The organism is Paenibacillus sp. MZ03-122A (assembly GCF_024213325.1).
Taxonomy (GTDB): Bacteria; Bacillota; Bacilli; order Paenibacillales; family Paenibacillaceae; genus Paenibacillus; species Paenibacillus polymyxa_B.
Genome location: NZ_JANAVI010000025.1, coordinates 1 through 26,942, shown reverse-complemented (window position 1 = coordinate 26,942; position 26,942 = coordinate 1). Strand labels below are relative to the sequence as shown.

Sequence of the window (26,942 nt, the reverse complement as noted above, 5' to 3'; positions counted from 1 at the left end):
CTCGACTTGCATGTATTAGGCACGCCGCCAGCGTTCGTCCTGAGCCAGGATCAAACTCTCCATTAAAGACCAACCGAGGCTGGTTTATAGAAAGAGCGATAAGCTCATTTTGAAACTGACGAGATAAAAATACCTCTTGTTTGATTTTGCGAACAAAATCATTTTACTCACTCGTTGTTCAGTTTTCAAAGATCAATTTTCTCATTCGGCTTTTCTTGGGCCGGATAAATAATATATCATACTTTGGCGATTCATACTACTGGTAAATAATAACTCATAGACGATCTTTTGAATTTTTGAACCATTACATCGCAGCCTATCTTACGGCCGGATGAATAATATATCATTTAGGTTTGCTGAATACTACATGTAAATTATACCGATTTATTCGTTCTATTAGCTCCAGCCCATCTCACGTCTCGTTCATGATTTGAAGAATAAATCCCTGGGTATCAAACCAGCTATAAGCTGTTTATACTTCTTTCACCGAAAGAGCGAAGAAAATTTGCTGTGTATATATTTTTTAAAGGCTCAGCCATCTTGCTCTCCTTTGGTGTCCAAATGTAACGATAGTTTTACCTTTGTCTATGATATAGCCTTATCATGGCGAGGCCAGACATACTAAAAGTGCCAGGTTCTATGATGAGAACCTGGCACTGACATGCAGGGCTTATGAATTGTGGGAAGGGGCAACTCTTCCAATCTCTCCAGAAGGAATCTGATACTGGCGGATATCCTTAAACAGAAACATAATCAATCCGCATAGTACAGTAATCAGTCCACTGAAAAAAAGAACCTCACTCAGAGAAAACCGTAAAGCTAGCGCCCCTCCAATCAAGGCCCCTAATGGCAGAGCCGCATTCGACAAGGTGCTTAAAAAGGCTGTAACACGTCCCAGTAACGGCAGCGGTGTAATAATTTGAATCAAAGACGTTTGCAGCACATTGATGATGCCAGTAAAAATGCCTAATAACAGTGCTGCCAGCAGCTTCATCCACATCTCGGGCACCAGGGAAAAGACATAGATTGCCAATCCCATGGCTACCCAGGAAACCGCGATGGTAATGCCGTTCTTTTTCAATACACTGACCAGAAAGGAACCGATGAAAATACCGATAAAGTAGGCTACATACAGCAAGCTGTAGTAGATCGGCGAGCCATAGGATACTGCGATAGAAGGCATGGCAATGACCAAGATCGCCATCGAAAAGTTTGTCAGCGCAAAGAACGGAAGCATAATTCTCAGGAAGGTGTGCCGTTTTACAAAAAGATACCCTTCTTTCAATTCGTTCAGATAGTATACGATCTTTAACGAACTCCTTCCGTTCGTATCTTCCACCGGAGGAGCATCAATTTGCTTGTTGAGCCTGACATATACAAAGCCTGCCAGAAACAGCATCGCGCCGGCTAGAAAAAAAGTATTTTTCATCCCCATTGCGATGATGAGCGAGGCTCCAGCCAGATATCCGACAATATTAATAACCTGATCCGTCGACGAAATCATGGAATTCGCCCGGACAATCAAATCCGGCGAGCCTATCAATTGCGGCAGCATTTTACTATTGGCCGGATAAAACAGTGTTGAGAAGCAAGATGCAATGAATACAATAACAAGGATAGCGACCAGATTGACCATCCCCTCCTGAATGAGAAACGGGACGGCCAAAATTAGCACAGCCTGCGTAAACAAGGCGATGCTGGCTAACAAAGGCGGTGAATAACGGTCCACCACAGGACCCACGAGAAAGCTGAAAATCGACGCCGCAGATACGGCCGTATACGTGAAGCTGGTCATTGCCACCGACTGTGTCGATTGCTGAACAAAATACAGCAGGACGATAGAATAAATGCTGTCTGCGATATTGGCAAGAGTACGAGATGCAAAAAATCGGATAAAACGGCTATCCTTAAATAATAGATTCACATCTTCATCTCCTTACTGCAAAATGGTCAAAGCATTCAAGAGCCTGTCACTAGCAGTCTGGAAGATTTGATGGATATACTGGTCGTTCTCATGATATGGAATGGTAAGTGAGATTTTCAGAATATCCCCTACATGCTCTGACTCAAAGAAAATAACCTTGTTAACATTGGCCTGTGTGCCTTCGGTATGCAGATTGTCGAGCAATTCTGCATCCTCTCGTCCCTCACCCAAATAGTTGAATACGATAGGCAGCTGTTCAAGTCCTTTTATCAAAATGCTGCTGGATATCGGGTAAGCTTTCTCCATTTCAGCATTGAAGATTAGATTGAAAAAGTTCAAATGATAGCGTGAAGCAAAGTCCAGGTAGGTATGGATACTCTTTTCATAGGATTCAGTGTCATCTTCCTGCAGCACAACGGGTATATGATCAATACACTCGCCTACGGTTCCAAAATAGTTTCGGTCGCCATATTGTCTTCCATAATTAGTAATCCAAAGCGGAACATCAGAGAGTTGGAAATAGCTGCTGAAAAAACGTACAGCCATTTGAAGCGAAATGTCCCACATATTCGCAGCGCCGTGCTGCTCTGAAATGTCGCTTAAATTCAGCTCCCAACGATATCTGGTAGTGTCCGCATAGTTGCGTTCTTCGGTCAGCACGTGGATACGATCATTATTCTCACCAAACGTCTGGAGTTTGAATTGCTCGCTGATTTCCTGATCCCCGATTCCTTGAGGGCCTTGGCGGATATGGTTTACATATTCCCGGTATTGAACCTCTTTTGTCGCATGTGCCGTCTGCTGCGGACGATGATATTCATCAAGGAGTTGTCTGCGCAGGATGTCACTGCTCGTAGCATCAAAAATGATGTGCGAGCAAGGAAACAATAGCAGATGTTCCCGCAAATTTAAGCGAATCAGGACGATTCGGTACTGCAGCGACTGTGAAAGTTCATAAGGTTCTAAAAATAGCTTAGAGGCAATGGAAGAAAGAAGCCTGCGTTGTGCTTGTACCGGCTGACCGGAGAGATCAACAGTCGGTAAAAAAAGATGCTCTGGAGCTGGACGCAACTCCCATTCCCATGCTCCGGACGATTGAACAAGTACGCTTCTTAGCAATTCATGGCGTTGAAGAAGCCGCTGAATCGTTACAGTCAAACGCTCGGTGTTCAAGTAGCTATCTAACTGCACAGCCATACCCGAGCCTGTAAAATGTTGCAAATGGTAATGCTGAGCTGGTGCAAGCGGATAGCGTCCAATAGCATCCAGACTTAGTATATTGGTATTCCAGTCTGTATTTAACTTAGCAATGCTGGCAAGCCATACATCGGCCTGTTGTTTAAGCAAGGTTTCTTGTTCTTCGTTTGTCGGTATAGCTCCGAGAATTCTATCTGGTTCATCGGTTCCCCAGCGAACGATATAATGCGGGTGCAGGTCTGGATGGATATAAGATTGGATAAATTCAGAGATTGCCTGAACTTGTTCTACACAAAAAGGCTCTACTTGCAGGAACACATAGTTTTGCTTATCGGTGGATACGGACTGAAGCAAGACCTGGACACCAAATGCTTCTGTAATAGCCCGCTCAACCTCCTGAGCTTTGGCAATGAGCGTATCCGTGTTCACTCCGCCCTCTTCACCACGTTGTAAAAGATCGGACAAGCTTCTTATCGTCTGATATTGAAGCAATTCGTGTATATCCAGCGGAATGTTCGATTCCTGTACTTTCGATACCAGTTGAATGGCCTTCAGTGAATGACCTCCAAGCTCGAAAAAGCCGTCGTCAATGCCGACCTTTTCAACGCCAAGCACCGCTTGCCACAGGTTCGCCAACTGTTGTTCCACTTCATTTCTTGGAGCAACGTATTCCATATCGGAACCGTTGGTCATTTCTGGCTCAGGCAATGCTTGGCGGTCGATTTTACCGTTCGTTGTCAGGGGAAACGCCGGCAGGAACACATACTGGGCAGGAATCATATAATCCGGCAACTGGCCAGTCAAATGGGTCTTCATATCACTCTTGGATAGCGGTACGTCGGTTGAGATATAAGCACAGAGCGTTTTTTGACCATCCTTCGTGCTTTTTACCGCTACGTGCGCCTCCCGAACTGCATCATGTTTCATGAGCTGGGTTTCAATTTCGCCGGGTTCAATACGATATCCGCGGATTTTAACCTGCTGGTCTATCCGTCCGAGATACTCCAGATTGCCGTCCGGTAGCCATCTGCCCAAATCACCTGTCCGATATATTTTTTCGCCCGGAATGAATGGATTAGGGACAAAATTTAGCTGGGTCAGATCATCCCTGTTTAGATAGCCGCGCGCCAGACCATCCCCACCAACACAAATTTCCCCTTGAGCACCAATAGGCAGCAGCCTGCTTGAAGAGTCCAAAATATAAACAGTTGAATTGCCAATTGGGCGACCAATAGGAATGCGGTTATATTCCTTATCAATCGGGAAATAAGTAGAGAATGTTGTGTTTTCTGTGGGGCCATAGACGTTGATAACGTTCACTCCCGGAGAATGCGCTCTAACCGTATTAATGATCCCAGGTAAAAGCACATCCCCGCCCACCAGCAAGTGCTTGAGCGAAGCAAAGAGATCTGGTTTATGCTGTGTGAGTTGGTTAAACAAGGGCGATGTCAGCCACATCGTTGTAATTTGATATCGATCCAGCGCTTCACCAAGCTGAACAGCATCCAAGATTACGGATTCCGGTACAATGTACAAACGCAATCCGTTCAGCAATGCTCCCCAAATTTCAAAGGTACAGGCATCGAACACGAGCGCCCCGGTCAGCAAAATGCGTTCGTTCTCGGCAAATGGTACGTAATTGGTGTTCTTCACCAGCCGTATGACATTCCGATGTTCAATCATGACACCTTTGGGACGTCCAGTTGAGCCAGATGTATACATGACATAGGCCAGATCGTCTGCCGTTGTCGATTCGGAAAAAATGAAGTCGTCGGAGTCGTAGGAGCTGATGTCGGCCAGATCCAGAACAGTACCGGAAAAATCGAAAGTGTTCATCTGTTTACCCTTGTCAGATAGGGTTAGCAGAATTTCGCTACCGCTATCCTGAAGCATAAACATAATCCGTTCCTGCGGATAAGAAGGCTCCAGTGGCAAGTAGGCTCCACCCGCCTTCAAAATACCAAGAATACCGATAATCATTTCTGGTGAACGTTCAGTCAAAATGCCTACGATGGTATCCGGCGCAACCCCCAGTTTCCGCAGCTTCGAGGCCAGTTGATTAGCTTTTTTATTTAATTCGCGGTAGGTTAGCTCACGATCTTCAAATACAATAGCTACTGCATCCGGTGTTTTCTCTGCCTGTTCTTCAAATCCGTAATGTATGGTGTGGTCCGATGGATACGGTCTCCGTGTATCGTTAAAAGCAAATATGAGCTGCTGTTTTTCCTCCGCTGTCAAAAGATCAATCTCCGAAATCTGGATATTTGGATTTTGAATAACTTGCTCCATCATTTGGATGAGGTGAGCAGCCAATTGTTTGATCGCATTTTTGTTATACGTCAACGCGTTATAGCTAAATTTGATTTCCAGCTCTCGGCCAGGCATGACGATTACATTCAAATCATAATTGGTCTGTTCAATATCCTCTATTTCACCAACACGGAGGGTTTTAGGATTTTTTTCCAGGCCCGTAAGTTCTTCCGAAACGGGAAAGTTTTCAAAGGCGACAATATGCTGGATCAGGTTTTGTTTTAGTACACTATGGGCTTGAATATCAGCCAAGGAAAAATAGGAATACCGATTGGACTCCATCAAGGAATCCTGTATAGACGTAAGCAAGTCGGAAAACCGCAGGTCAGTGGAGCTTTTAACACGTACAGGTAGGGTATTAATGAATAATCCGACCATGTTTTCAATCCCGGGGATTTCATCAGGTCTGCCCGATACGACAGACCCGAAAATGACGTCCTTACTGTTGTTGTGCGTTTGTAGTAATAAGCCCCAAACGGTTTGAAATAAGGTGCTGACGGTGACACGGTTTTGCTTGGCGATTTGTTCCATGCCTTGGGTCAGCTGCTCTCCCCATGTGCATATGAGTTGCTCTACCTGAAATGAAGGATCGACGGATCGAGTATAGCCGGGCACGACAGTTTCATTTTCAAAATCAGTCACATATTGTTTCCAGTATGCTGCTGCTTCCTCTTTATTTTGTCTTTCCAACCACTGAATAAAGCTGCTAAATGGATGGACAGGCTCTAATTTTAAAGGAGTATCGTCCCGAAGTGATGTGTAAATATCAAAAAAATCTTTGGCTACCGCCCTCAGGCACCAGCCGTCCATAATAATATGATGAGAGATCCAGATGAGCTTTGAGGTGTCCTCATCCCACTGTACAAGCGCTAACCGGATGAGAACCTCCTTTTCCAGATCAAAACCTCTCTGCCGCTCTTCCTGTAAAATGGCTTGAAGTCGTCTGTGCTTTTCCGCATCCGGTAAACTACGCACATCTTCGGTATGGACAGGAGCAGCTAATCGTTCCTTCAGTACAACCTGAAGCGGACGATCCGCCTCCTTATACATGAATACCGTACGGAAAATATCATATCGGTCAATCAGCTTTTGTAAGCTTCGGCTGATTAGGTTGGTATCCATAGCTTCATGAATGGTAATAATCGTTTGTTCGAAATAAGCCTCTGACTTTTCATCAAGTATGGAATGAAATAGCATTCCCTCCTGCATCGGGGATAGCGGATAGAGGTCTTTAATTTTCACTTGCTGGTTTAACAGCTTATTTGACAAGCGATTTGCAATATTTTCAAACTGGTCCAGAGACAATTGCCCATATGTAAAATCCGTCGGGCTTTGTTCTGCTGTATCCTTGGCACAGCAATGGCGAATAAGTTCGATCAGATGATTCTTAAAGCTGGCTGTAAGTCGCTCCACCGTCGATGCTTCATATTCACGTGCGTTGTATTCGAATACAATACGGAGTCTTTCGTCAGCCACCGCACCATGAATATCAAAGCTGGGCGCTTTTTTAGTCAGAGGGTTGATTTCAGTACCGGCAAACGTGGATAGTGGCGAGGTACGCCATGTCGTACCTTCTCTGGCTTCTCCGTCAAAGCTAAAGCTGATCTCAGGTGGCTTGGCAGAAAAAAGAGCTGCCCTATCCTGCTGCTCCCTGTCGGTCAAGTAGCGTAAAATGCCATAGCCGACACCCTTGTTGGGTACACGTCGCAAATTGTCCTTAACCAGCTTGATTTGATGGGTCAAATCTTCGGGCTTGCTCACATTTACCACAAACGGATACACGGACGTAAACCTGCCAACTGTACGGGATACGTCAATGTCTTTAATCAATTCCATCCTGCTATGACTTTCCACCTGAACTGCAATTTCAGCATGTCCGCTCCATTCCCGGTAAGCCAGTCCTAGCGCCGTCAGTAAAATATCATTTGTTTCTGTATTGTAAGCATGGTGCGCGTGTTTCAGCAGGTTTTCGGTTTCTTCCCGGCTGAGTGTCACTGCGGATTTGCGCCCGTCACGGATCAGGCTATCTGGAACCTCATGATCTTTTGGCAGCGAAAGTATTTCACGAGCTTCTACCGTATTCCAATAGCTGATTTCCTGACGCGCCAGTTCGCTTTGTGCATACTTGGACAGACGTGCTGCCCATTCTTTGTAGGAATCGGTCTTGGCGGGTAACTGTAGCTTTTCACCGTTAGCTAACTGTTGGTAGGTTGTTTCCAAGTCTTCCAGCAGGATTCTCCACGACACACTGTCTACGACAAGATGATGAATGACGATTAACAAATGATCGGATTCCTGTAGCCGGATTAAAGCCAAACGCACAAGCGGGCCGTTACGCAAATCAAAACGGCTTTGTAACGTGTCAGCAATCTGCGCGATTTCTTCCTCAGGCTGGTCAGCATGTATTAAATCGTAGCTTTCCAATGTAAAGTGTTCACCTTCGGCTGTGCCTCTGTTATAGGCGACAGGTTTTTTTTCACGCTCATCAAAGGTAATGCGCAAGGCATCATGGTGCGTGGTCAGCTTGTCCACGGCGCTTCGCAGCCAGGTTTCGTTCCATCTTTCGGGGTTCTGGAGCATGACAGCCTGACTGTAATGATGACGTTCTGTTCGATGATGCTCAAAAAATTCCCATTGGATCGGTGTCAACTCCACTGTACCTTGTACCGCCCCCTGCGGGATGGTCCGAATTACTTTTTTTATATAAGGAGCAATCAAATCAATCTGCGGATGGCGGAACAAATCCTTCATGTCCATTTTGAGGCCCTTCGCGTTCAATCGGGCTGCGATTTGCAACGCTTTGATCGAATCGCCACCAAGCTCGAAAAAGTTGTTGCGCAGACCAATCCGCTTAACGCCAATGACTTCCTCCCAAATGGAAGCGAGTGTTTGCTCCAGCTCGCTCTGCGGCGCTTCATACTCGACGTCGGTCAACACAAAATCTTCGGGTTCTGGAAGCGCACGTCGATCAATTTTACCGTTATGGGTCAAAGGCAATTGATCCAGCACGATAATATGTGCGGGCACCATATAGCTTGGCAACTGCTTGGCAAGCTCTGTCCGCAAGAAGGATTTGTCGGTTGTACCTGCTACGTAGGCGCACAAATACTTTTGTCCGGTTTTATCCGTTCTATCCGTGACCACCGCTTGGCGTACCTCATCCAATTGGATTAAGGCGGACTCAATTTCACCAGGTTCGATCCGGTAGCCACGAATTTTCACCTGAAAGTCAATCCGACCGATGAAATCAATGTTGCCATCCGGCAGCCAGCGTGCCAGATCTCCGGTGCGGTACAGACGCTCTCCCTTTACAAAAGGATTCGGTACAAATTTCTCCGCCGTCAGGTCAGGACGGTTCAAATAACCGCGGGCCACAGAAGCGCCGCCCAAGCACAACTCCCCGGCTACGCCGACAGGGAGCGGACGCAAAGCCTCATCCACGATATATACTTTATGATTCGGCAGTGCCTTTCCAATCGGGACGATACCTGATGGAGGCAGACGTTCAGCTGCTTCTTCATAAAAGCTGGAATCAATAGCCGCTTCGGTTACACCATAGGTATTCATGATGCGCATCGTATCACCGAAGCGATTCAAAAGTGTCCGATAGTTATCAACGCCAAAGCTGTCCGCGCCTGTGGTAAGCAGCTTCATGGCACTGACATCTGTACCGTGTTCATATACATAGTCCATAAGCAGCGTCAACAAGGCTGGCGGAACTTCAAACGTCGTAATTTCGTGCTGTTCGAGAAACTGCGCCAAAGCTGGAGGATCGTTGCGCACATCCTGTGGGCAAATGACCATGGTGCCTCCGTTCACGAATGTCTTGGCCAGATCACCGGCAAAGACATCGAACGACATACTGGCAATCTGAAGGAGCTTGACGGGAAACTCTTTTAACTGGTGAGCTTCTCTATAGCCCCACGCCGTATTTACGTAATGGCGATGCTCGATCATCACGCCTTTGGCGTTGCCCGTCGTTCCCGATGTGTAAATGACGTAGGCCAAAGCCTCGGGATCATGAATAGGTGCGTAGATAGGCGCTTGTTGATGGGAATGCTCCGCTTGTGAAGCCTGTTGAAGTAACGCTGGCAAGTCCAGCACTTCCCCCGCAAAATCCACATCGGCCAATAGTTCAGTCAAGGAATACTGCGTGAGCATAATCGTAGCTCCGCTGTCCTGAAGCATGTAAGCAATTCTTTCTTTCGGGTAGGTCGGATCGACAGGTACGTAGGCAGCTCCCGCCTTCATAATCCCTAACACAGCGATAATCATATCTGCTGAACGCTCAAGCATCACGGCGACGAGATGCTCACGCTTGCCCCCACGGTTTTGCAGTGCTTGAGCAAGCAGATTGGCCTTCTCATTCAGCTCATGATAGGTCAGTGCGGTGTCTTCGTAGATGACGGCGGTCTGTTCCGGGATACGTTCTGTCTGGGCTTCAAATATTCCATGGAACGTTTCAGCAGGATAGTCGGCAATCGGCCCGCTCCATATATTGGTGAGTTCCGCCTCTTCTGTAGCGGTCAGCAGACGAATGTTCCGCAGCAGGAGTTCTGGTGTACGTGCAATTTGGACGAGTACATGCTCCAAATGCCCAGCTAACCGTGTCATCGCTTCATCGCTGTAGACATAGTTGTTGTAGGACAGCATAAAGCTCAACGCTTTTCCGTCCTCCACTTCGATGTTGAAGTGGTAAGGTGTTTCTTCGGACAGCTGAGCGTCCTCCACGACGAATCCAAGTCGTTCCTTCAGATCAGGCCGGCCAACCATATCCTGCAGCGGGTAGTTTTCAAATACAACAAAATGATCCATGAGTTGCTGCTTGAGCGCTGACTGGGACTGTATTTCAGCGAGTGAAAAATAGTCATATGCCCGTGATTGAACCGCGCTGCGCTGCACTTCACGAAGCAGACCTGAGAATGGCAGATCTGCATCCAATTTGATTCGTACCGGTATGGTGTTAATGAAAAGTCCCAACATCTGTTCAACACCTTCAAGCTCCGGCGGTCGACCGGAAACAACGGTGCCGAAGACGACGTCTTCACTTTGGTTGTATCCTCCAAGCACCACTCCCCATGCAGCCAGAAACAGACTGCTAAGGGTTGTTCCGTTGCGTTCAGCCACCGTCCGCAATTGACGGGTTGTTTCATCCGTGAGTGTTATTTTATGCTCATGCAGCAAGTACCCGGTATCTGGCTGGAGCGGATGGGCTACAGGCAGGGTTGGCAGCACAGCTGGCTGATCATAGTCGTTCAGGATGGACCGCCAGTATTCCTTCGCCGCCTCCTTATCCTGCTTATCCAGCCAGCGGGCATAGCCAGTATAGGGCTGCGGTGTTGGCAGTTGTACGGGCTTCCCCGCTTTCAGTGCTTCATAAGCCGCGAACAGCTCGTCCATAACGATGCCGAGGCACCAGCCGTCCATAATAATATGATGAAAGCTTAAAAGCAGCGTATATGCGTTCGTTTGGGTTTGAAGCACAGCCAGACGAATGAGCAAATCCTTGCTCAGATCGTAACGATGGTTTCGGTCTGCGTCTGCGTAGCTGCGAATGGCCTCTGCTTGCTCTGCCTCGGGAATATTCGTCAGATTCTCGTAACGAAGCGTTGGATTTCGCTCCTTAAACACGATGAGCCGCGAACGGGAAGCACTTTTATGATAAATATTCGAACGAAGCGTTTCGTGACGCTGCACCAGAGTCTCGAAGCTCTTTTGCAGAGCCTCCAGGTTCAGTTCACCCCGGATGGTCATTCGTACTTGCTCATAGTACGCCTGTGATTCCGGCTCCATGACTGTATGAAAGAGCATCCCCTCCTGCAAAGGCGTTAAATTGGCCACTTTTTCGATTTCAAGCCTTTTACTCATCGGATTTCCCCCTCAATCGAATATTTATAGGCTTTCATAAAAATGCTTCATCTCTTCGAACTCTTCCAAATCCAGATCATCTGCCCCTACGTCTGTTGGTGTCAGTTCCTGACCGGACTGATCAAGGCAATGACGAATGGTATTCAACAGGTGTGTTTCGAAGCGGGAGAAAAGTTGTTTGACCGTGCGCTCTTCATATGCATTCCTGTCATAGGATATACGGATACTTAATTTTCCGTCCTCCAACCGGCTATCCATATAAAGAGCATAAGATGAACCATTAATCACATCCTTGGTACCTGGTCCAATTTCAGCTTGCAGCGGCGATATAGAAAAACAAACCGATTCCGGGTGTGGGGAGTCTATATAACGGAAACCAATTTCCGGATGACGAAAACGTTTAGAATCCGTTGGATTGCTGGCTTCGGTCAGATATCTCAATGCACCGTAGCCCAATCCGTGATTTGGAACCTGCCGAACCGTTTCCTTCACACGCTTAAGCAACAGCGCTATATCATCCGCAGATTTGATGTCCAGTACAACTGGATACACGGACGTAAACTGCCCTACCGTTCTGGAGATATCCAGCGAATTTGTTTCAGCCTGTTCTCGGCCAGGGTTCTCCACGTAGAGTGCAATCCGTTCTTGTCCTGACCATTCGGATACTGTTTGCCCCAGTACGGACAGCAGTACTTCCTCCGGCACGGTATTATAGGCATGATTGACCTGTGTCATCAGATGCTGGGTTTCGTCTGTTGATAATTGCAGGTGGAGCTGATGTGTTTGTCTCTCCGATCCAGAATCCGTAATGACTTCATGGTCTTTGGGAAGCGTTCTCCACTCAGACAACTCTATCTTGTTCCAATAGTCCTGCTCCTTGAGCAGCTCTTTACTATTCCCATAATGCTCAAGATGCTCTGCCCACGTTTGGTAAGCGTTCGTTTTGTCCGGTAAGACAATCGTTTCCCCATCCAGAGCTTGTCCGTAGCCTGTTGCCAGATCTTCGAGCAAAATATTCCATGAAATGGCGTCAGCCACTAGTGGGTCTACAGCAAGGAAAAGATGATCTCCGCTATCCAGACGGAAAAGCCCTGCCCGAACTCGTGGTCCTTCAAACAGCCGCAGGCTGCTTTGAATCCGTTGACATTCAGCTTCCATCTGGCTGCGTGCTTCGCTTTCCGTTCCCGTAAGCGACAGTACCTCCAGCGTGATTAGCTCCTCATGCAGTCCTTTGTGAGCTTGCGTAACCGACTCGTCAGCCTGTTGTAATAAGCCAAGGCGCAGAGCATCGTGGTGCTCTACGATTTTCTTCAATGCGGCTCGCAATGGCTGCTCGTCAAAGCCCGACTTTGCCAACAGCAGTACCGACATTGCGGCAGGAAGTGCCTCAGATGCTGGATGCCGTTCAAACCCATCGAGTAGGTGTCGTTGTATCGGTGTCAGTGGTACTTCTCCATCTATCGGACCTTGCTCTATCGGACGGGACAATGTTTCTGCATAGCCGCTCAGGATTTCAATGGACGGATGCTCCAGTACGTGTCGGATATCCAGTAAATACCCGTGGAGACGCATGCGTGCGATGACTTGAACTGCTTTAATCGAGTCGCCTCCGAGCAGAAAAAAGTTATCCTGAATGCCCACCTGATCGCGTCCCAAAACATCTTGCCATACGGCGGCCAAAGCTTCTTCCACATCATTTCGCGGCGCTACATAGGCCACATCCGGTCGGAATAGCTTTTCAGGCTCCGGCAATGCTTTTCGGTCGGTTTTTCCGTTCGGTGTCAACGGTATCCGATCCAGAAACACGAAGTAAGACGGAACCGAGTAATAGGGAAGCAGCTTGGCGACATGTTCATGAATTGCCGTCAGGCTGGGTGCTTCTTCTGTATTCAGTACAATGTAGGCACATAGTACGGATTCATGATTTTGGCTTTCATTGGCAGTGACAACAGCCTCCTGAATTGCAGAATGACTCATCAAGGCATGTTCAACCTCGCCCAGTTCGATCCGGAATCCACGTACTTTCACCTGATGGTCGATTCGGCCGATAAACTCCAGGTTCCCATCTGCTTTCCAGCGAGCCAGGTCACCCGTTCTGTACATTCGTGTGTCTGTGGAGAATGGATTAACCACAAATTTTTCCGCCGTCAACTCCTCGCGCTTCCAATAACCACGGGCCAGCCCTTCCCCTGCAATGCATAGCTCGCCAGGTATGCCGATGGGTTGTAATCTATCCTGCGCATCTATGACATACATTTGCGTATTAGCGATAGGGCGCCCAATGTCGATCTGTTTGGCATGGGTAAGTTCCTGTACTGCCGACCAAACCGTTGTTTCCGTAGGTCCATACATGTTATAAATGCGGAGACCGTTAAATTTCTGTGTTGCCTCCAGCAGCCTGGGCGGAAGCGCTTCTCCCCCAACCATAATTTCCTGTACACCTTGCAGCGCACGGGAGCCTTCTTCATGACTCAGCAGCATGTGCAGCCGAGATGGCGTCATTTGCAGCATGTCAATATGATGTGCAGTAATCAGCTCGCCAAGTGCCTGAGGATCGACCTGATGATGGCGGTCGCCTAACACGACGGTCATTCCGCCCAGCAGCGGCAGAATCGTTTCCAAAACGAAAATATCGAACGAAATGGTGGTTAGCGATAAAATCGTTTTGTTTGCTGCAAAGTCGATCACTTCACGCATTCCTGTAATAAAATTCAGCACCGAGCGATGCTGGAGCATAACTCCTTTCGGATTTCCGGTTGAGCCAGAAGTATAGATGACGTAAGCCAGATGCTCCGGCTGAGCAGTGGCTTCCAGATTGGTCCTTTCCCCTTGATATACTTCCTCATCTTCGATAAACAGGGTGTTGGCGCTGTAATGGTGTTCTCCTACCAGATCGCGACTGGTCAGGAGCACGGCAGCCTCACTGTCACTCAGCATATACTCAATACGGGCTGACGGATATTCAGGATCGATAGGCACATAAGCGCCACCCGCTTTTAGCACGGCGAGCAGACCGATAATCATTTCCGCCGAACGCTGCACCATCAGGCCGACTAGCTTATCGGGTCCTACACCATGCGCTTGAAGTATCCGTGCCAGTGAGTTAGCACGTTCGTTCAACTCCCGGTAGGTCAGACGCTGATTTCCGAACACCAATGCTATATGACCCGGCGTCTGTACGACCTGCTTTTCAAACTGCCCGTGGACTGTCTCATGGTACGGGAAAGGTACGACGGTATGATTAAATTCGGTTAGCAGTAATTGCTTCTCTTCATCAGATACGATCGTAATATCGGCCAACCGCACCCCGACATCCTGCGTCACCGTTTCCAAAATTCGCACAAAATGCTCTCCCAGCCGTCGGATGGTCTCCGGTTTAAACAGCTTTGTGCCATACTCCAAAGTGAAGGACAAACATTCTTTTTCCTCGGTCACATGCAATGAAAAATCCACCTTGGATATACCCGCGTTCAATTCTTCCGGTTTAAAACGAATGCCTCCTGTTTCCAAAACATCTGTGCCGACATTTTGCAAACTAAACATCGTATCGAACACCGGGTTTCGACTTACGTCGCGTACCAGTTCCAGTTTGTCTACAAGCTCATCAAACGGGTATTCCTGATGCTCCAGTGCCAGCAGCGAGTTTTGCTTAACCTTCTGCAAAAAGGATTGGAACGTTAAAAAAGATCGCGGCTGATTGCGAAGAACCAGCGTATTGACGAACATGCCAATCATCGTTTGCGTATCCACATGCCGTCTTCCGGCAACAGGTGTACCCACGATAATGTCCTCTTGACCAGAATACTTGCCCAGCAGGACATTATAAGCCGCCAAAAGTACCATAAAGATCGTAGATTCGGTATCTTGGGCCAATTTGTAGAGTGTGTTAGTAAGTTTGGATTCCAAGGTGACGGTCAAGCTGTCACCTTCAAAGCTTTGTGTTTGTGGACGTGAAAAGTCCGTAGGTATATTCAGTATAGGAAGCTCGCCATTCAAGGTCTGGAGCCAATATGATTCATGCGCTTGCAATGCGTCGTCAGTGATCTGCTGCTTCTGCCAAGCAACAAAGTCTTTGTAATGAAGCTGAATGTTCGCAAGCTGTCTGCCCTGATACCGTTGAATGATTTCATCCAGCAGCACGGCCATGGAGAAACCATCGGACACGATGTGATGCATATCCACTAACAGTATGAAGCCACCTTCGATAAATTCGTACAGTTCGGCGCGGAATAAAGGAGCTGTTCCTAGGTGAAAAGGCTGAACAAACAAGGTCCGAGCCTGTTTTGCTTCTTCCTTGGAAATACGGGTACACGGGATGTCGAATGGAATCGTGTCCCGAACTTTTTGTACCACTTCTCCGTCTTCCAGATCGAAATACGTCCGAAAGGATTCATGACGCAAAATAACTTCCCTAACGGCTTCAATGAAGCGGGGAACCTCCAGATCTCCCTCTATGAAAAGCTGACCTGGTACATGATAGGCCTTTCCACCTCCCAACTGATCCAGCACGTACATTCTCTTTTGGGAAGAAGATACCGGATAGAAGGCTTGCGATTTCACAGATACAATCGGTTCGTAGGTCTTCTTTGTTCCACCCGCAATATATGTAGCCAGCTCTGCAATCGTTTGCAGCTCAAAAATGTGGCTAAGTGGAATGTGTACACCCAGTTCCTTATTGACTCTCGACAGAATGACCGTCGCTTTTAGTGAATCACCGCCCAGTTGAAAAAAGTTATCGTCATAGCTGATATCCGTTACATTCAGAACGTCCTTCCAAATGTTCACGAGTTGATCTTCTACGCCGTGGTTCTCAGAAGCGGTGTCTGTTTTAGTGAATATGCTTGCTTGTCCCGGCTCTGGCAAAGCCTGTAGATCAGGCTGACCATCCGGCAGAAGAGGAATATGATCCATAGGAATCCAAAAACGAGGCTGCGTATAATCTGGAAGAATTTCGATTACAGCCTTTTTCAGTGCGTCTTCTTCCCATGGCTTCGATGCGTTTGCGACCACATAGGCGGTTATATATGAGACTTTTCCAGCTTCGTCCGTTTGCGGTGTAATGACGCAGGACTCCAATTGGAAAGTTTGCAGTAGATGTTTCTCCAACTGCTCCAGATTAACCTGATGTCCGCGAATGTGGATAGTCCGATTCAAATTGCCAATATGCCGCAGCTTGCCATCGTTTTCCACGTAAGCCCATTCCCGGGTCGTTCCCAACAGACCTGCTACTGAGGCTTGATACACCTCCCCTGCTGTCCCAACAGGTGCCAAATGCTTGTAGACATCGAGAACGCAAAGATAGTTTCCGTTGGCATCGGTATTTGCTGCCCATGCAGCTCGAAGTTGTTCGTTCTCCGGCGCACGGAGTAAAGTCAGCGTAGAAACGCGAGCCCCTTCTTCCTCTACAATGGAATGCAGCAGATTCAGGAAATATCCTGACCAGGCTTCGATAATGTTTGGCTGAAAAAGATCCAAATTGTAGTCGAAATCAAGACGTAATTGTTGCTGCGCCTCTGTCACGTTCAAAAACAACTCGTATTTGCTGAATGACACCTCATTCTCAACGAGTTCTGCTTCCAGTCCATGGAATTGAAAACGCGGAATCGGTCGATCCATATTGAATACAGCGTTAATGACAGGCAAATGCCTCAGCCCCAGCTCAGCGAGTCCGGCAAAGCTGTACTTTTGAAAGCTGTCCAGTTCATTCATGCGCTTTTTGACCGTTTGGACATGCTCCGTAAAAGTAGCATCAGGACGCACTTCGCTGATCATCGGAAGCAAGTTGACACAGTTGCCGATCAGAGAGAAGGCGTCCATATGGGATTGTCCTGCGGTGGGAACCCCCACCGTTACTTCCTGCTGCCCTGTCAGCCGATGTAGAAAAATCTGAAAGGCGGATAGCAGCGTTATAAAAAGACTGCTGCCTAGCTTTATGCTGGCGGATCTCAATTGTTTAACGAGCTTCGCTTCGAGCATTATGGTATGTCTGCTTCCTCTGGAAGACGGAATTTGTATTCCCCTTACCGGAGATGGCAGATGGAGGACAGGCTGCTGCTTTTCTAGCACTGCTGACCAAAAAGCAAGGGCCCCTTCTTTCCCGGCTTTCAATTGATCCTGCTGCCAAACAACGTAATTCCGAAAAGGTACTGGATCGGGAAGGTTGTAGTCAGCATGTCGAACAAGCGCAGAATAGATGTGTTCCAGTTCCTGAATGAATACACTGATTGACCAGCCATCCGTGATAAAATGATGAAACGTAAAGACACCCAGATACTCTTCATCCGATATTTTCAGCAGATGAATTCGGAATAATGGCTCGCCTGGCGTCATGGCAAATGGAGTTTCACTGTCCTTGATCATCCATGCCCGGATATGTTGTTCCTGTTCATCTGGGCGATAACTGGTAAAATCATGAAGCGGGATTTCCGCTTTCATCACAGGAGCGAACACCTGAGTTTCCCCATCGCCGCTCATAAAGATATGTAAGGCTTCATGACGGTTTACAATGGTCTGGACAGCTTGGTTGAACGCCTGCTGCTGAAGTGGACCACGAAACCGCAACAAGGCGGTTTCGTGTAAAGATTGAGAGTCACTTCGATCTGAAACAGAAGCGAACCAAAGCTGCTTTTGCTCTGGAGTTAACGCAATAATAGTTTCTGCTGCTTCAGCCTCTGGAGGTACGGTTACAGGTTGCTTTCCCGGTCCCGGGCCGTTTCCATTCGGGGGCGGGTCCGGTAAAAATCCTCCTTTACGCAGCTCGTTCACGCTATCCTTGACCGCTTCTACGATTCGCGCAATATCTTCCTCGGTATGGGCCGTGGACAAGAAGCAGTTTCGTCCCTCCCAGATATAGATGCCTTTGTCCAGCATGTGATAGAAGAACAACTCCAGATCGCCTTTGAGCACGAAGCGGAATAGGGAGCCAAAGTGAACGACCTTCATAGGTACGCGTTCGTCAGTGAAATAGCTGTTCAGCTCCGCTGCTAACGCCGAGGTGCGGCTGTTCAAGCGATTTTGCAGTTGCTCGCCATGCTTCTCCAAATGATCCAGCACCGCTAAGGATGCAGCCATTGCCAGCGGATGATGGCAGAAGGTTCCTGCCACAAAGGTTCGCTGCTGCTCATGCTGCGGATAGGAATCGTCCCCGAAGCTCCACGTGCCTCCGTCGATCCCGTTCATAAAGGCGGCTTTTCCAGCTACGATGCCGATGGGCAGCCCGCCGCCAATGATTTTACCGTAGGTCACGAGGTCGGCTTGTACCCCAAACCACGCTTGGGCTCCTCCGGGCTGAATCCGGAAGCCTGTGATGACTTCATCAAAAATGAAGGCAGTACCCGACTGCTCCGTTATCTGGCGAATTTTCTGCAAAAAGGCTTTAGGCTGAAAATCTGGTCGGCGGCTTTGTACCGGCTCCACTATAACCGCGGCCAGTTCATGCGCATGGGTGCGGATATAATCCAGAGAATCGTCCGCCCCATAATGAAGCACGACGACATCGTCCACCATATTCTGCAAGATACCTGGAGCTAGAGGTGTCGAATGCTCCTTGTTGTCACCCGCGCTCCCCAGTGCCAGCACCCCGTCGAATGTACCGTGATACGAGCCAGCAAAAATGACGACTTTAGCTCGTCCAGTGGCAGCACGTGCCAAACGGAGCGCGACCATGACGGCTTCCGTGCCGGAATTATATAGGGCAATCCGTTCCACACCGGTCATCTTGCATATTCGCTCGGCGACTTGCCCAGCCATGTTGGACATGGGGCCAATACACATGCCGTTCTTCAGTTCTTTCTCAATTTTTTCACGAATAAAGGCTGGATTATGTCCAAACAGATTTACACCAAAGCCCATCGTCAAGTCGACATATTCATTGCCATCCAGATCCCAAATTTTTGAACCGTCTGCACGCTGGGATACAATTTGATACACCATTTCCTTCAAAACAGGCCGGAAACCAGCCACATTGCGGTTATTAGCGTATACGGAGCGATACTGCTGGGTGTACTGTTTGGTGCTACGCGTACGGGTCGTGTAGCGTTCAATCAGTTCTTGCAGGTGTTGTTCCTGACGGAGCGAAAGCAATTCACGTGCTTTAACATCCAGCTTTTTATAAGGCGTATACGGCTTGGCTTCATTGCCTGTCTGCTTGAAAACAGCCTTTACGGATGGTGCTGGTGCTAATGCAGCCGCGACTTTCTGCTTGGATTCGGTACGGATGATCTGCGCACTTTCACTACTTGCCGATAGCAAAACGCCCGTTTCCGGGTTAAATGGCTCGGAAGCTATTACGGATGCAGATGGCTGATGCCGGAGAACATCGAGCTGCTGTGACATCAGATGTAGCTGTTGCTCCAAAATTCGCTCTACAGCCGCAGGAGTTGTAGCGATTGGAAAGCTTTGAGCCCGTGTTTGCCCAGCCGTGTCTATTGCATAAAACGATGCCGCAGCCGGAACAGCGGATTCATGAGACGGTTGGGTTAACGGGAAAGTTGCATGATCAACCTGATTCAGAGTTGTTTCTGGAGGATTTTCCACAGATTGAACCGGGGTTTCAGCAGAAGTGAAAGTGCTCACCCGCTCGGCAACGTAGCTGGCCAACAGCTCCAGCGTGGTCAACGATTCGAAAAATTCGTTCATTGGAACATCCAGTCCGAAGGTATCTTTGATACTGTGGCGAACCTGGGACAAATTAATGGAATCTAGCCCAAGCTCCAGAAAATGTGTTTGTGGCTCCAGTTCCTCCAGACTGAGTTGGGACACGTTACCGATCATTTTCGCTAACTTTTGAAGAATAGATGATTTGTGCTGATCGATAGCAGATGCTGGCGCTGAATACTCGTTCCCCATAATTCCAGACTCCTTTACTGTTGAGTTTTCATGAACTGGTACCTTCTGTTCCGTTCGAACCTGTTCGGGTACGTTAATCCAGCATCTTTTCCGTTCAAATGGATACGTAGGCAGAGAAACCTTTTTATAGTGCTTACCTGCATAGAGGGCATTCCAATCGATCTGCGCTCCTTGCACATACTTGACAGCAAGCTGCTCCAGTGATTGCAACGTGTCCAAGCTTCCAGTGACCATCTCTGCGTCACCTGTACTATCCGCTTTCCCGGTGTATACGCCTTCGACGACTCTGCCTTGTTCGTGCAACTGAAGCACCTTCGCTTTCAACGCATCTGCCCCTGCGGCAGTCACAGCAATCCGGTGATTCAGGTGAATTCTGCCTGTGTTAGCCGTATAGCATACATCCTGCATCATGAGTTCTTCCGCACGTCCGAACCGTTCTGCGTACTGCCCGACCAGCTCGTGCAAAGCGGATTCACTCCGCGCTGACAGGGTCAGCAGCAGTGGTGATGATCTATTGTTGCTGTCCGTTGATGCTTGGTCTGATTCCGTCTTCGCTATATATTCCTCCAGCACCACATGGCAGTTTGTCCCGCTGAATCCAAAGGAACTCAGTCCGCTTCTTCTCGGGAAACCGTTCGACTTCCATTCCCGTAGCTTCGTATTGGCATATACCGGGGATTCCTCAAAATGGATCTTCTGGTTTGGTGTGCGAAAATGAACGAGCGGCGCAATCTGTTGGTGCTTCATGGACAATACGGATTTGATCAAGCCCGCAATGCCAGCGGCTTCGTATAAATGACCGATATTCGTTTTGACCGTGCTGATGGCCACAAACTGCTTACGCTGTGTATGCTTGCGGAAAGCCTTGGTAATGCCGTCAATCTCAACCGGATCGCCCAGTTTGGTTCCGGTGCCATGTGCTTCGATACAACTTATCGTTTCAGGATCAATCCGTGCATCGCGCCATGCCTGCGAAATCACTTCTGCCTGAGCCAGCGCATTCGGCGCGGAAATACCAATCGTGCTACCGTCCTGATTAATGGCACTTCCCTTGATCACGGCTAAAATGTTGTCACCGTCTTGTTCCGCTTTGCGCAGCGGCTTCAGTAAAACGGCTCCAACTCCTTCACCCCAGCCCGTTCCGTCCGACTGGTCGTCGAAGGCGCGCGCTCGATCATCGGAGGATTCCATGCCAATGCCCGCTTTCAGCGGCAGTAAAATCGTCTTCACTCCACCTGCCAAGGCCATGTCGCAGTCTCCGCTAAGGATGGACTTGCAGGCCAAATGCACTGCCACGAGTGATGAAGAGCATGCTGTATCAATTGTTAGCGCCGGACCTTTTAGATCGAGCAAATATGCAATCCTGCTGGAAATAATGGATGATAAATTACCAATGGCAAAGTTCGGCAGCGCGCCCGGTTCCACCTCAGACAACAAACGCTCGTATTCGAAGCTGGTTTTGGAGAAGCCGACATACACGCCGACCTTTTGGCCTGCCAGTTGCTTACCCCCATACCCCGCATCCTCAATCGTGCTCCAGGCTGTTTGTAGAAATAACCGTTGATTCGGGTCCATGAGTGAGGCTTCCCGTGGAGTCAGCTTAAAGAAGGAGTAATCGAATTTGTCTACTTCATCCAGATAGCCGCCTTCTGCAATTTGTATATTTCGTCCTTCCGTATTCAGACGGGAAATGAAATCTTCGGCATCTTTTCTTCTTTCGTCGCTGTACGGGCCGATATTGTCAGCCCCTGATGCCACATTCGCCCAAAACTGCTCTAATGTTTCCGCTTGAGGAAACTTGCCTGACATGCCGATGATGGCGATATCCCGGACATTTGCTTCCTCCTTGGCCTCGGACTGTGCTGTTGCAGCCGGGTCGCTGCTCATGCCCTGACTAGAGATATATGCAGCAAGCTTGGCGATGGTCGGATAGGAAAAGAAGTCCGTCACCTCAATATGAATCCCTAATTGATCCTCCAACAGGTCCACAATTTGAACGAGTTGCAAGGAAGTCACTCCGATATCAAAGTAGCTATCGTCCGTCCCAATCGACTTTACATTTAAAATATCCTGGCAGATTCCAATCAGCTTCTGTTCTATCTCTCCTTGAGGTAAGACTACACGCTCAGCTGCTTGCATGACTCGAGTAGCCTCGGCCAGTGCTGTCAATATTTCATCAAATTCGCCCTGCTCATAACTCTGGGCTAATTTGAAGCGCTGAACCTTTCCACTGGTTGTTTTAGGAATACGCCGGATCGGAACCACATCCTGAATATGCCAACCTCCCCGGTAATTTAGATGACTTTTCAGCTTTTGGACAAGCGGTACAAAATGCTCTATCTTTTTCGTGTGCATCACAAAGGCAATAATACGATCCTGCCTCATTTGCGTATCATGTACACCGCAGACGGCTACTTTTCCGAGATCCACACCCTCCAGTTCCTCGGCAATCCTCTCAATGTCATGCGGGTAGACATTCTGTCCGTTCACGAAAATGATATCCTTGGCTCTACCAGTAATAGTCAGGCGACCGTTCCGCATAAACCCTAAATCGCCGGTGATAAGCCAGCCATCCTCTGTTTTGACCTTCGCGGTAGCCTCTGGATTGTTATAGTATCCAGATGCCACATTTTTGCCGCGGATCTGTGTGTGTCCAATCAGCCCATCTTCGAGCACCTGATTTTGTTCATCGCAAATGCGGACAGAGGTACTAGCCAGCGGATACCCCAAATCTACAAAAGTAAGACACCGCTTGTCGGACTTGTCCACTTCTTCTATAGGTTCACCTACGTGTAACTGCTGCCGATTCAAATGAATGGGGATAAAGGTGTTTTTGTCCAGAGGTGGAGAGGAAACGCCCACGCTCGCCTCTGCCAATCCGTAGACAGGCAACATCGTATTTTTATTCAAACCGTGAACACTCATTGCATCCATAAACACATGACAAAGCTCCACAGATACGGGCTCCGCTCCATTTAAGATCATACGGACACTCGACAAATCCCAGTTAGCTGCTGTTTCGGGTTTATACTGATCGAGAAAAAATTTATATCCAAAATTGGGAGAGCATATTTGAGTCACCTTATGCTCCGATACTTTTTTTAGCCATAAAGACGGGCGTCTGATAAAAAGTGCCGTTGGCATAATCAACTGCTTGGCATTAGCGATCACACAGGTTAAATGAAATGCGATCAATCCCAGGTCATGCGTAAGCGGCATCCAGCCCAAATAAGCATCCTTGGAGCTCATGCCCGTTTGATTTGCGATATCCCGAATATTGTAAACCAAATTTTCATGCGTCAGCATGACTCCTTTGGGATCACCTGTAGAACCTGAGGAAAATTGGATAAAAGCTAAATCCTCCGGTTTGGGTATATGGACAACACCTTTACTCTGATTGGAATAATCAAATATATGGCTTGAAAAAGTCGCTTTTTTAACGGGCTCAAAGGAATCCAGCAGTTCGTGCTGGTGCGAGTATTTTTCTAACTGTTCCAATACCTTGTCATCTGCAATCATATAAGGGCGGGAAAGTGTATTCCAGATTTTAAGCAATTTCATTTTATGCTCATCATTATTCCCTATGCTTACAGGAACAGGAACGATTCCACCAAGTAGGCAACCCCAAAATACCTTCACAAAGGTATGATTGTCGTCGATCTGCATGATCAGCTCATCGCCAGGTTGTATCCCTTTTTCCTGTAATTCATAAAGTACCTGTGATGCTTGCTCCAGAAGTTTACAGTAGGATACGTATTCCTCTTGTTTATCACCAGAAATAAAGGTGATTCCGTTCTCATCCCGGCTTGCACGGTCTTGAATGATTTCAATTAAAGTTTGAAACTGTTCCATCCTGATCCCTCCTCAATTGCTCTAGCATTACTTTCTGCTCTCCTTCGGAGACCTGTTTGGTTTGCAACACCAGGCGAATACACTCCAAAATCTCCTGTCTTTGCTCAAAAGCAGGAGGTGAACCGCTCCCTGATTCAGAGCTTCGAAGTAATTCTTCCAGTCTTCGAACAGGTAAAATAACACCCTTTCGATAATCATCTTCATTCCAATTGGCATTGGGGGTAGATACCGCCAGTGAAAGGGAACGAACAACCCAATCACGGATTGAGAAGCGGCGTTCCAGTTCAACGCGATCCAAGTCTCTATCCACGGACAGAAATTCAATGGTAGTGTTTATTTCCTTCGCCAAATTTTTCAGCACCGTTCGTGGACCTAACTCGATGCCTTGTTTCACGCCACGATTCGCCATATACTGCATGGTTTGAATCCAGCGAACCGGGTGAGTCATTTGCAAAATCAATCCTTGACGGATGCTGTCAACATCGGGGTATGGCAGAGCGGTCACATTGGAGATCACGGGCCACTTCGCCTCATTTAAAGTGTATTTTTGCAGCTCTGCGGTCAGTCTATCCGCAGCATGCTGCATCAGCGGACTATGAAAAGGGCCGCTGACCTGCAAGCGGGTAATTTGGGCCCCTCGCTGTTCTAACTCGCCAGCTACCACATCAACAGAAGTGAGATGACCTGAAACGACGTACTGGTTAGGTGAATTGTAACAGGCAATGACAGCAGGCTGATCGACTGTAGAATGCAGACGACAGAAATCTTCCACAGCGCCTGGCTCAGCTCCGCGAACGGCAATCAAGCTGCCCAGTCCGGCCACTGCGCCTTCTTCCATGATGCGTCCTCGCTTTTGAACCAGTCGTAAAGCGTCGCTAAAGGATAGAACACCGCTACTTACCAGAGCTGAATATTCACCCAGACTATGACCTGCTGAAAATTCAGGGATAATTCCGATTTCATGCATATAACGCCGGAATGCAATGACACTGATCGTGAGAAGTGCGGGCTGAGTATAGAATGTTCTGGATAGCTGGGTCATCGGACCTGCCATGCATAAAGCTTTCAGATCATATCCCAAAATATCAGCAGCCTCTTCGAACAAGCGATCCGCTTCTGCAAAGCCGCTATGCCACGTAGCCCCCATTCCTACATACTGAGAGCCTTGCCCAGGAAAAACCAAAGCCATGCGATTCATATCAAACCCCTTTCCACAAAAAAATATAGATAAACAAAAAAAATCACATTTTATGTATGAATACATATATATGGTGACATTAAGAAGTAGAGAAAAATACAGTAAAAAATATCGAACTCGATTGCCAAAAAACAGTAATCGACATATGGCAGTGAATTGGTAATAGGGTTCCGTTCGTGGTGTGATTGTGATCAAAAGTCAGGTGTGTGAGTAGACTTGGAAGTGTAAAAACCTTGAGGTATACTAGAATTTCAGGCTTGGAACCTAAAATTCAGCACCATAGATGAATGTGATGAGAAATTGTTGGGGTTATACAGGATGTTTTTCGATGTAAGTATTAAATGAGAAATATTTTATTTATATAATAGATATGGACTCGAAAAATGTCAATATATTTTTAAATTCCTTTAATAAGAAAAAAATGCGATATATGAATGGTTTTATTTCAATATAAACATAAAAGTAAATTAAAGTATGTCGATATAATGTATAAATATATTATACACACAAACCATGCCCTTTTTTGTCTAAAAATCAGGCATTGTTTGTAATTTTTAATGAATTTTTGTAAAAATTTCTGTGTAGTAAGTATAAGAAAAGGAATTTGTGCTTATCTGGTGCTTGACAAACCAAATTGTAATGCGTTGCAGTCGTTCCACACGAAGCTGCGGATGTCCTTTTCGTGAAAGTTCGTGGCTTTATCCAAACCCCTTTCGGCGAACGAATCTGCTTCGTCCGTTCTTGATGATCGGGTCTATTTATGGTTAGCCGTTCACGAATGTAGGTATCAAATAATTCAGGATTCACCACTTTACGCAGTAAATGCATCGTCCCATCCCCTGTTCCGTGATCAAAAGCATAGATACGTTCATATTCCCAACGCTCGTACATGGATAGCAGATATGGATGCTTCTCCGCTGTCGCTAGTGTCACCGTAGGGGCACCCAACTGATCACGAATAATCGTGTGTTCTACCCAATTCGTTTTCTCCCGTACCCTTGCCTTGTGCAGCCGGGTCTACAGCGAACCACATGAGGAAGATCAAAAGTTCTAAAATGCAACCTGATGGCACGCTTTTTATGACGAATTTTATAATGAAAAATTAAGTTACAAAGGTGCTCCTCATAAAATTGTACAATGGTCTGCAGCGTCAATTGCTCTTCTGAAGGAAGCCCTTCTAAATCTATGAGTTCATGAACAGATAAGTACATAACATTTCCCCTAAACTAAAGAATCGGCCTTGAATAATCAAGGCCGATTCACGTTATTAACATAATAGTGGCAACGGCAGAGATCATATATGTACGTAGTACATATCCATGCTCATACATATAAGAGCACTCTTTAGGCTAACAGTTCACTTTGAGTTAAGAGGAATTTCTTCAATTAAACTTGCGTCTGTATGGCGAACATTCCCTACAGCTTTAGAAACGGGATACGAGTTCATTAATCCAGCAGGGTATGGCCGAAGCATTTTTAATACATGTTCCGTTTTTGTTATTTCAATGTAAGAACTACGTCATCCATCAAGCCTACTCTTCGTCAGGACTAGGTTACTTCTATGTTATTCCTTCTTAGTTTCCATATCCTATTTTTAAACTGTTTAAATATCTAATTCCGAGAAGATAAAAGAGAGCACAGCCTTAATGGGCTGTGCTCTCTTTTATCGTGCTTGGCGACGTCCTACTCTCCCAGGACCCTGCGGTCCAAGTACCATCGGCGCTGGAGGGCTTAACGGTCGTGTTC

4 protein-coding genes, 2 rRNA genes and 1 pseudogene are annotated in these 26,942 nt (G+C 47.4%); all 7 read right to left on the bottom strand.

The features are described 5' to 3' along the window. Positions 1-66 (bottom strand): 16S ribosomal RNA (locus tag NLX74_RS25000); the annotation flags it as partial. A 604-nt stretch (positions 67-670) separates the two neighbouring features. Further along, positions 671-1,924 carry an MFS transporter gene (locus tag NLX74_RS24995; RefSeq protein WP_254330885.1) on the bottom strand — a complete coding sequence of 418 codons (1,254 nt, stop codon included), beginning with the start codon at positions 1,922-1,924 and terminating at the stop codon, positions 671-673. Between the two features lie 12 nt (positions 1,925-1,936). Next, complete coding sequence (locus NLX74_RS24990) at positions 1,937-11,299, bottom strand: non-ribosomal peptide synthetase (protein ID WP_254330884.1); 9,363 nt, start codon at positions 11,297-11,299, stop codon at positions 1,937-1,939. Positions 11,300-11,323: 24 nt separating this feature from the next. Next, positions 11,324-23,998: a non-ribosomal peptide synthetase/type I polyketide synthase gene (locus NLX74_RS24985; RefSeq protein ID WP_254330883.1), complete on the bottom strand. Its 12,675-nt coding sequence runs from the start codon at positions 23,996-23,998 to the stop codon at positions 11,324-11,326. Then, on the bottom strand, positions 23,973-25,196 hold the full coding sequence (fabD, locus tag NLX74_RS24980; protein WP_254330882.1) for an ACP S-malonyltransferase: 1,224 nt from the start codon (positions 25,194-25,196) through the stop codon (positions 23,973-23,975). The genes NLX74_RS24985 and fabD overlap by 26 nt, the downstream gene beginning before the upstream one ends. Before the next feature lie 768 nt (positions 25,197-25,964). Then, positions 25,965-26,241, bottom strand: a pseudogene (locus NLX74_RS25970) (N-acetyltransferase); the annotation flags it as partial. Positions 26,242-26,866: 625 nt separating this feature from the next. After that, positions 26,867-26,942: ribosomal RNA gene (gene rrf / locus NLX74_RS26085) — 5S ribosomal RNA — on the bottom strand; the annotation flags it as partial.

Bases quoted from the DNA above. Each gene is read 5' to 3' on its own strand.
- NLX74_RS24985 (WP_254330883.1), bottom strand. From the start codon at position 23,998: ATGGAACAGTTTCAAACTTTAATTGAAATCATTCAAGACCGTGCAAGC.
- fabD (WP_254330882.1), bottom strand. From the start codon at position 25,196: ATGAATCGCATGGCTTTGGTTTTTCCTGGGCAAGGCTCTCAGTATGTA.
- NLX74_RS24990 (WP_254330884.1), bottom strand. From the start codon at position 11,299: ATGAGTAAAAGGCTTGAAATCGAAAAAGTGGCCAATTTAACGCCTTTG.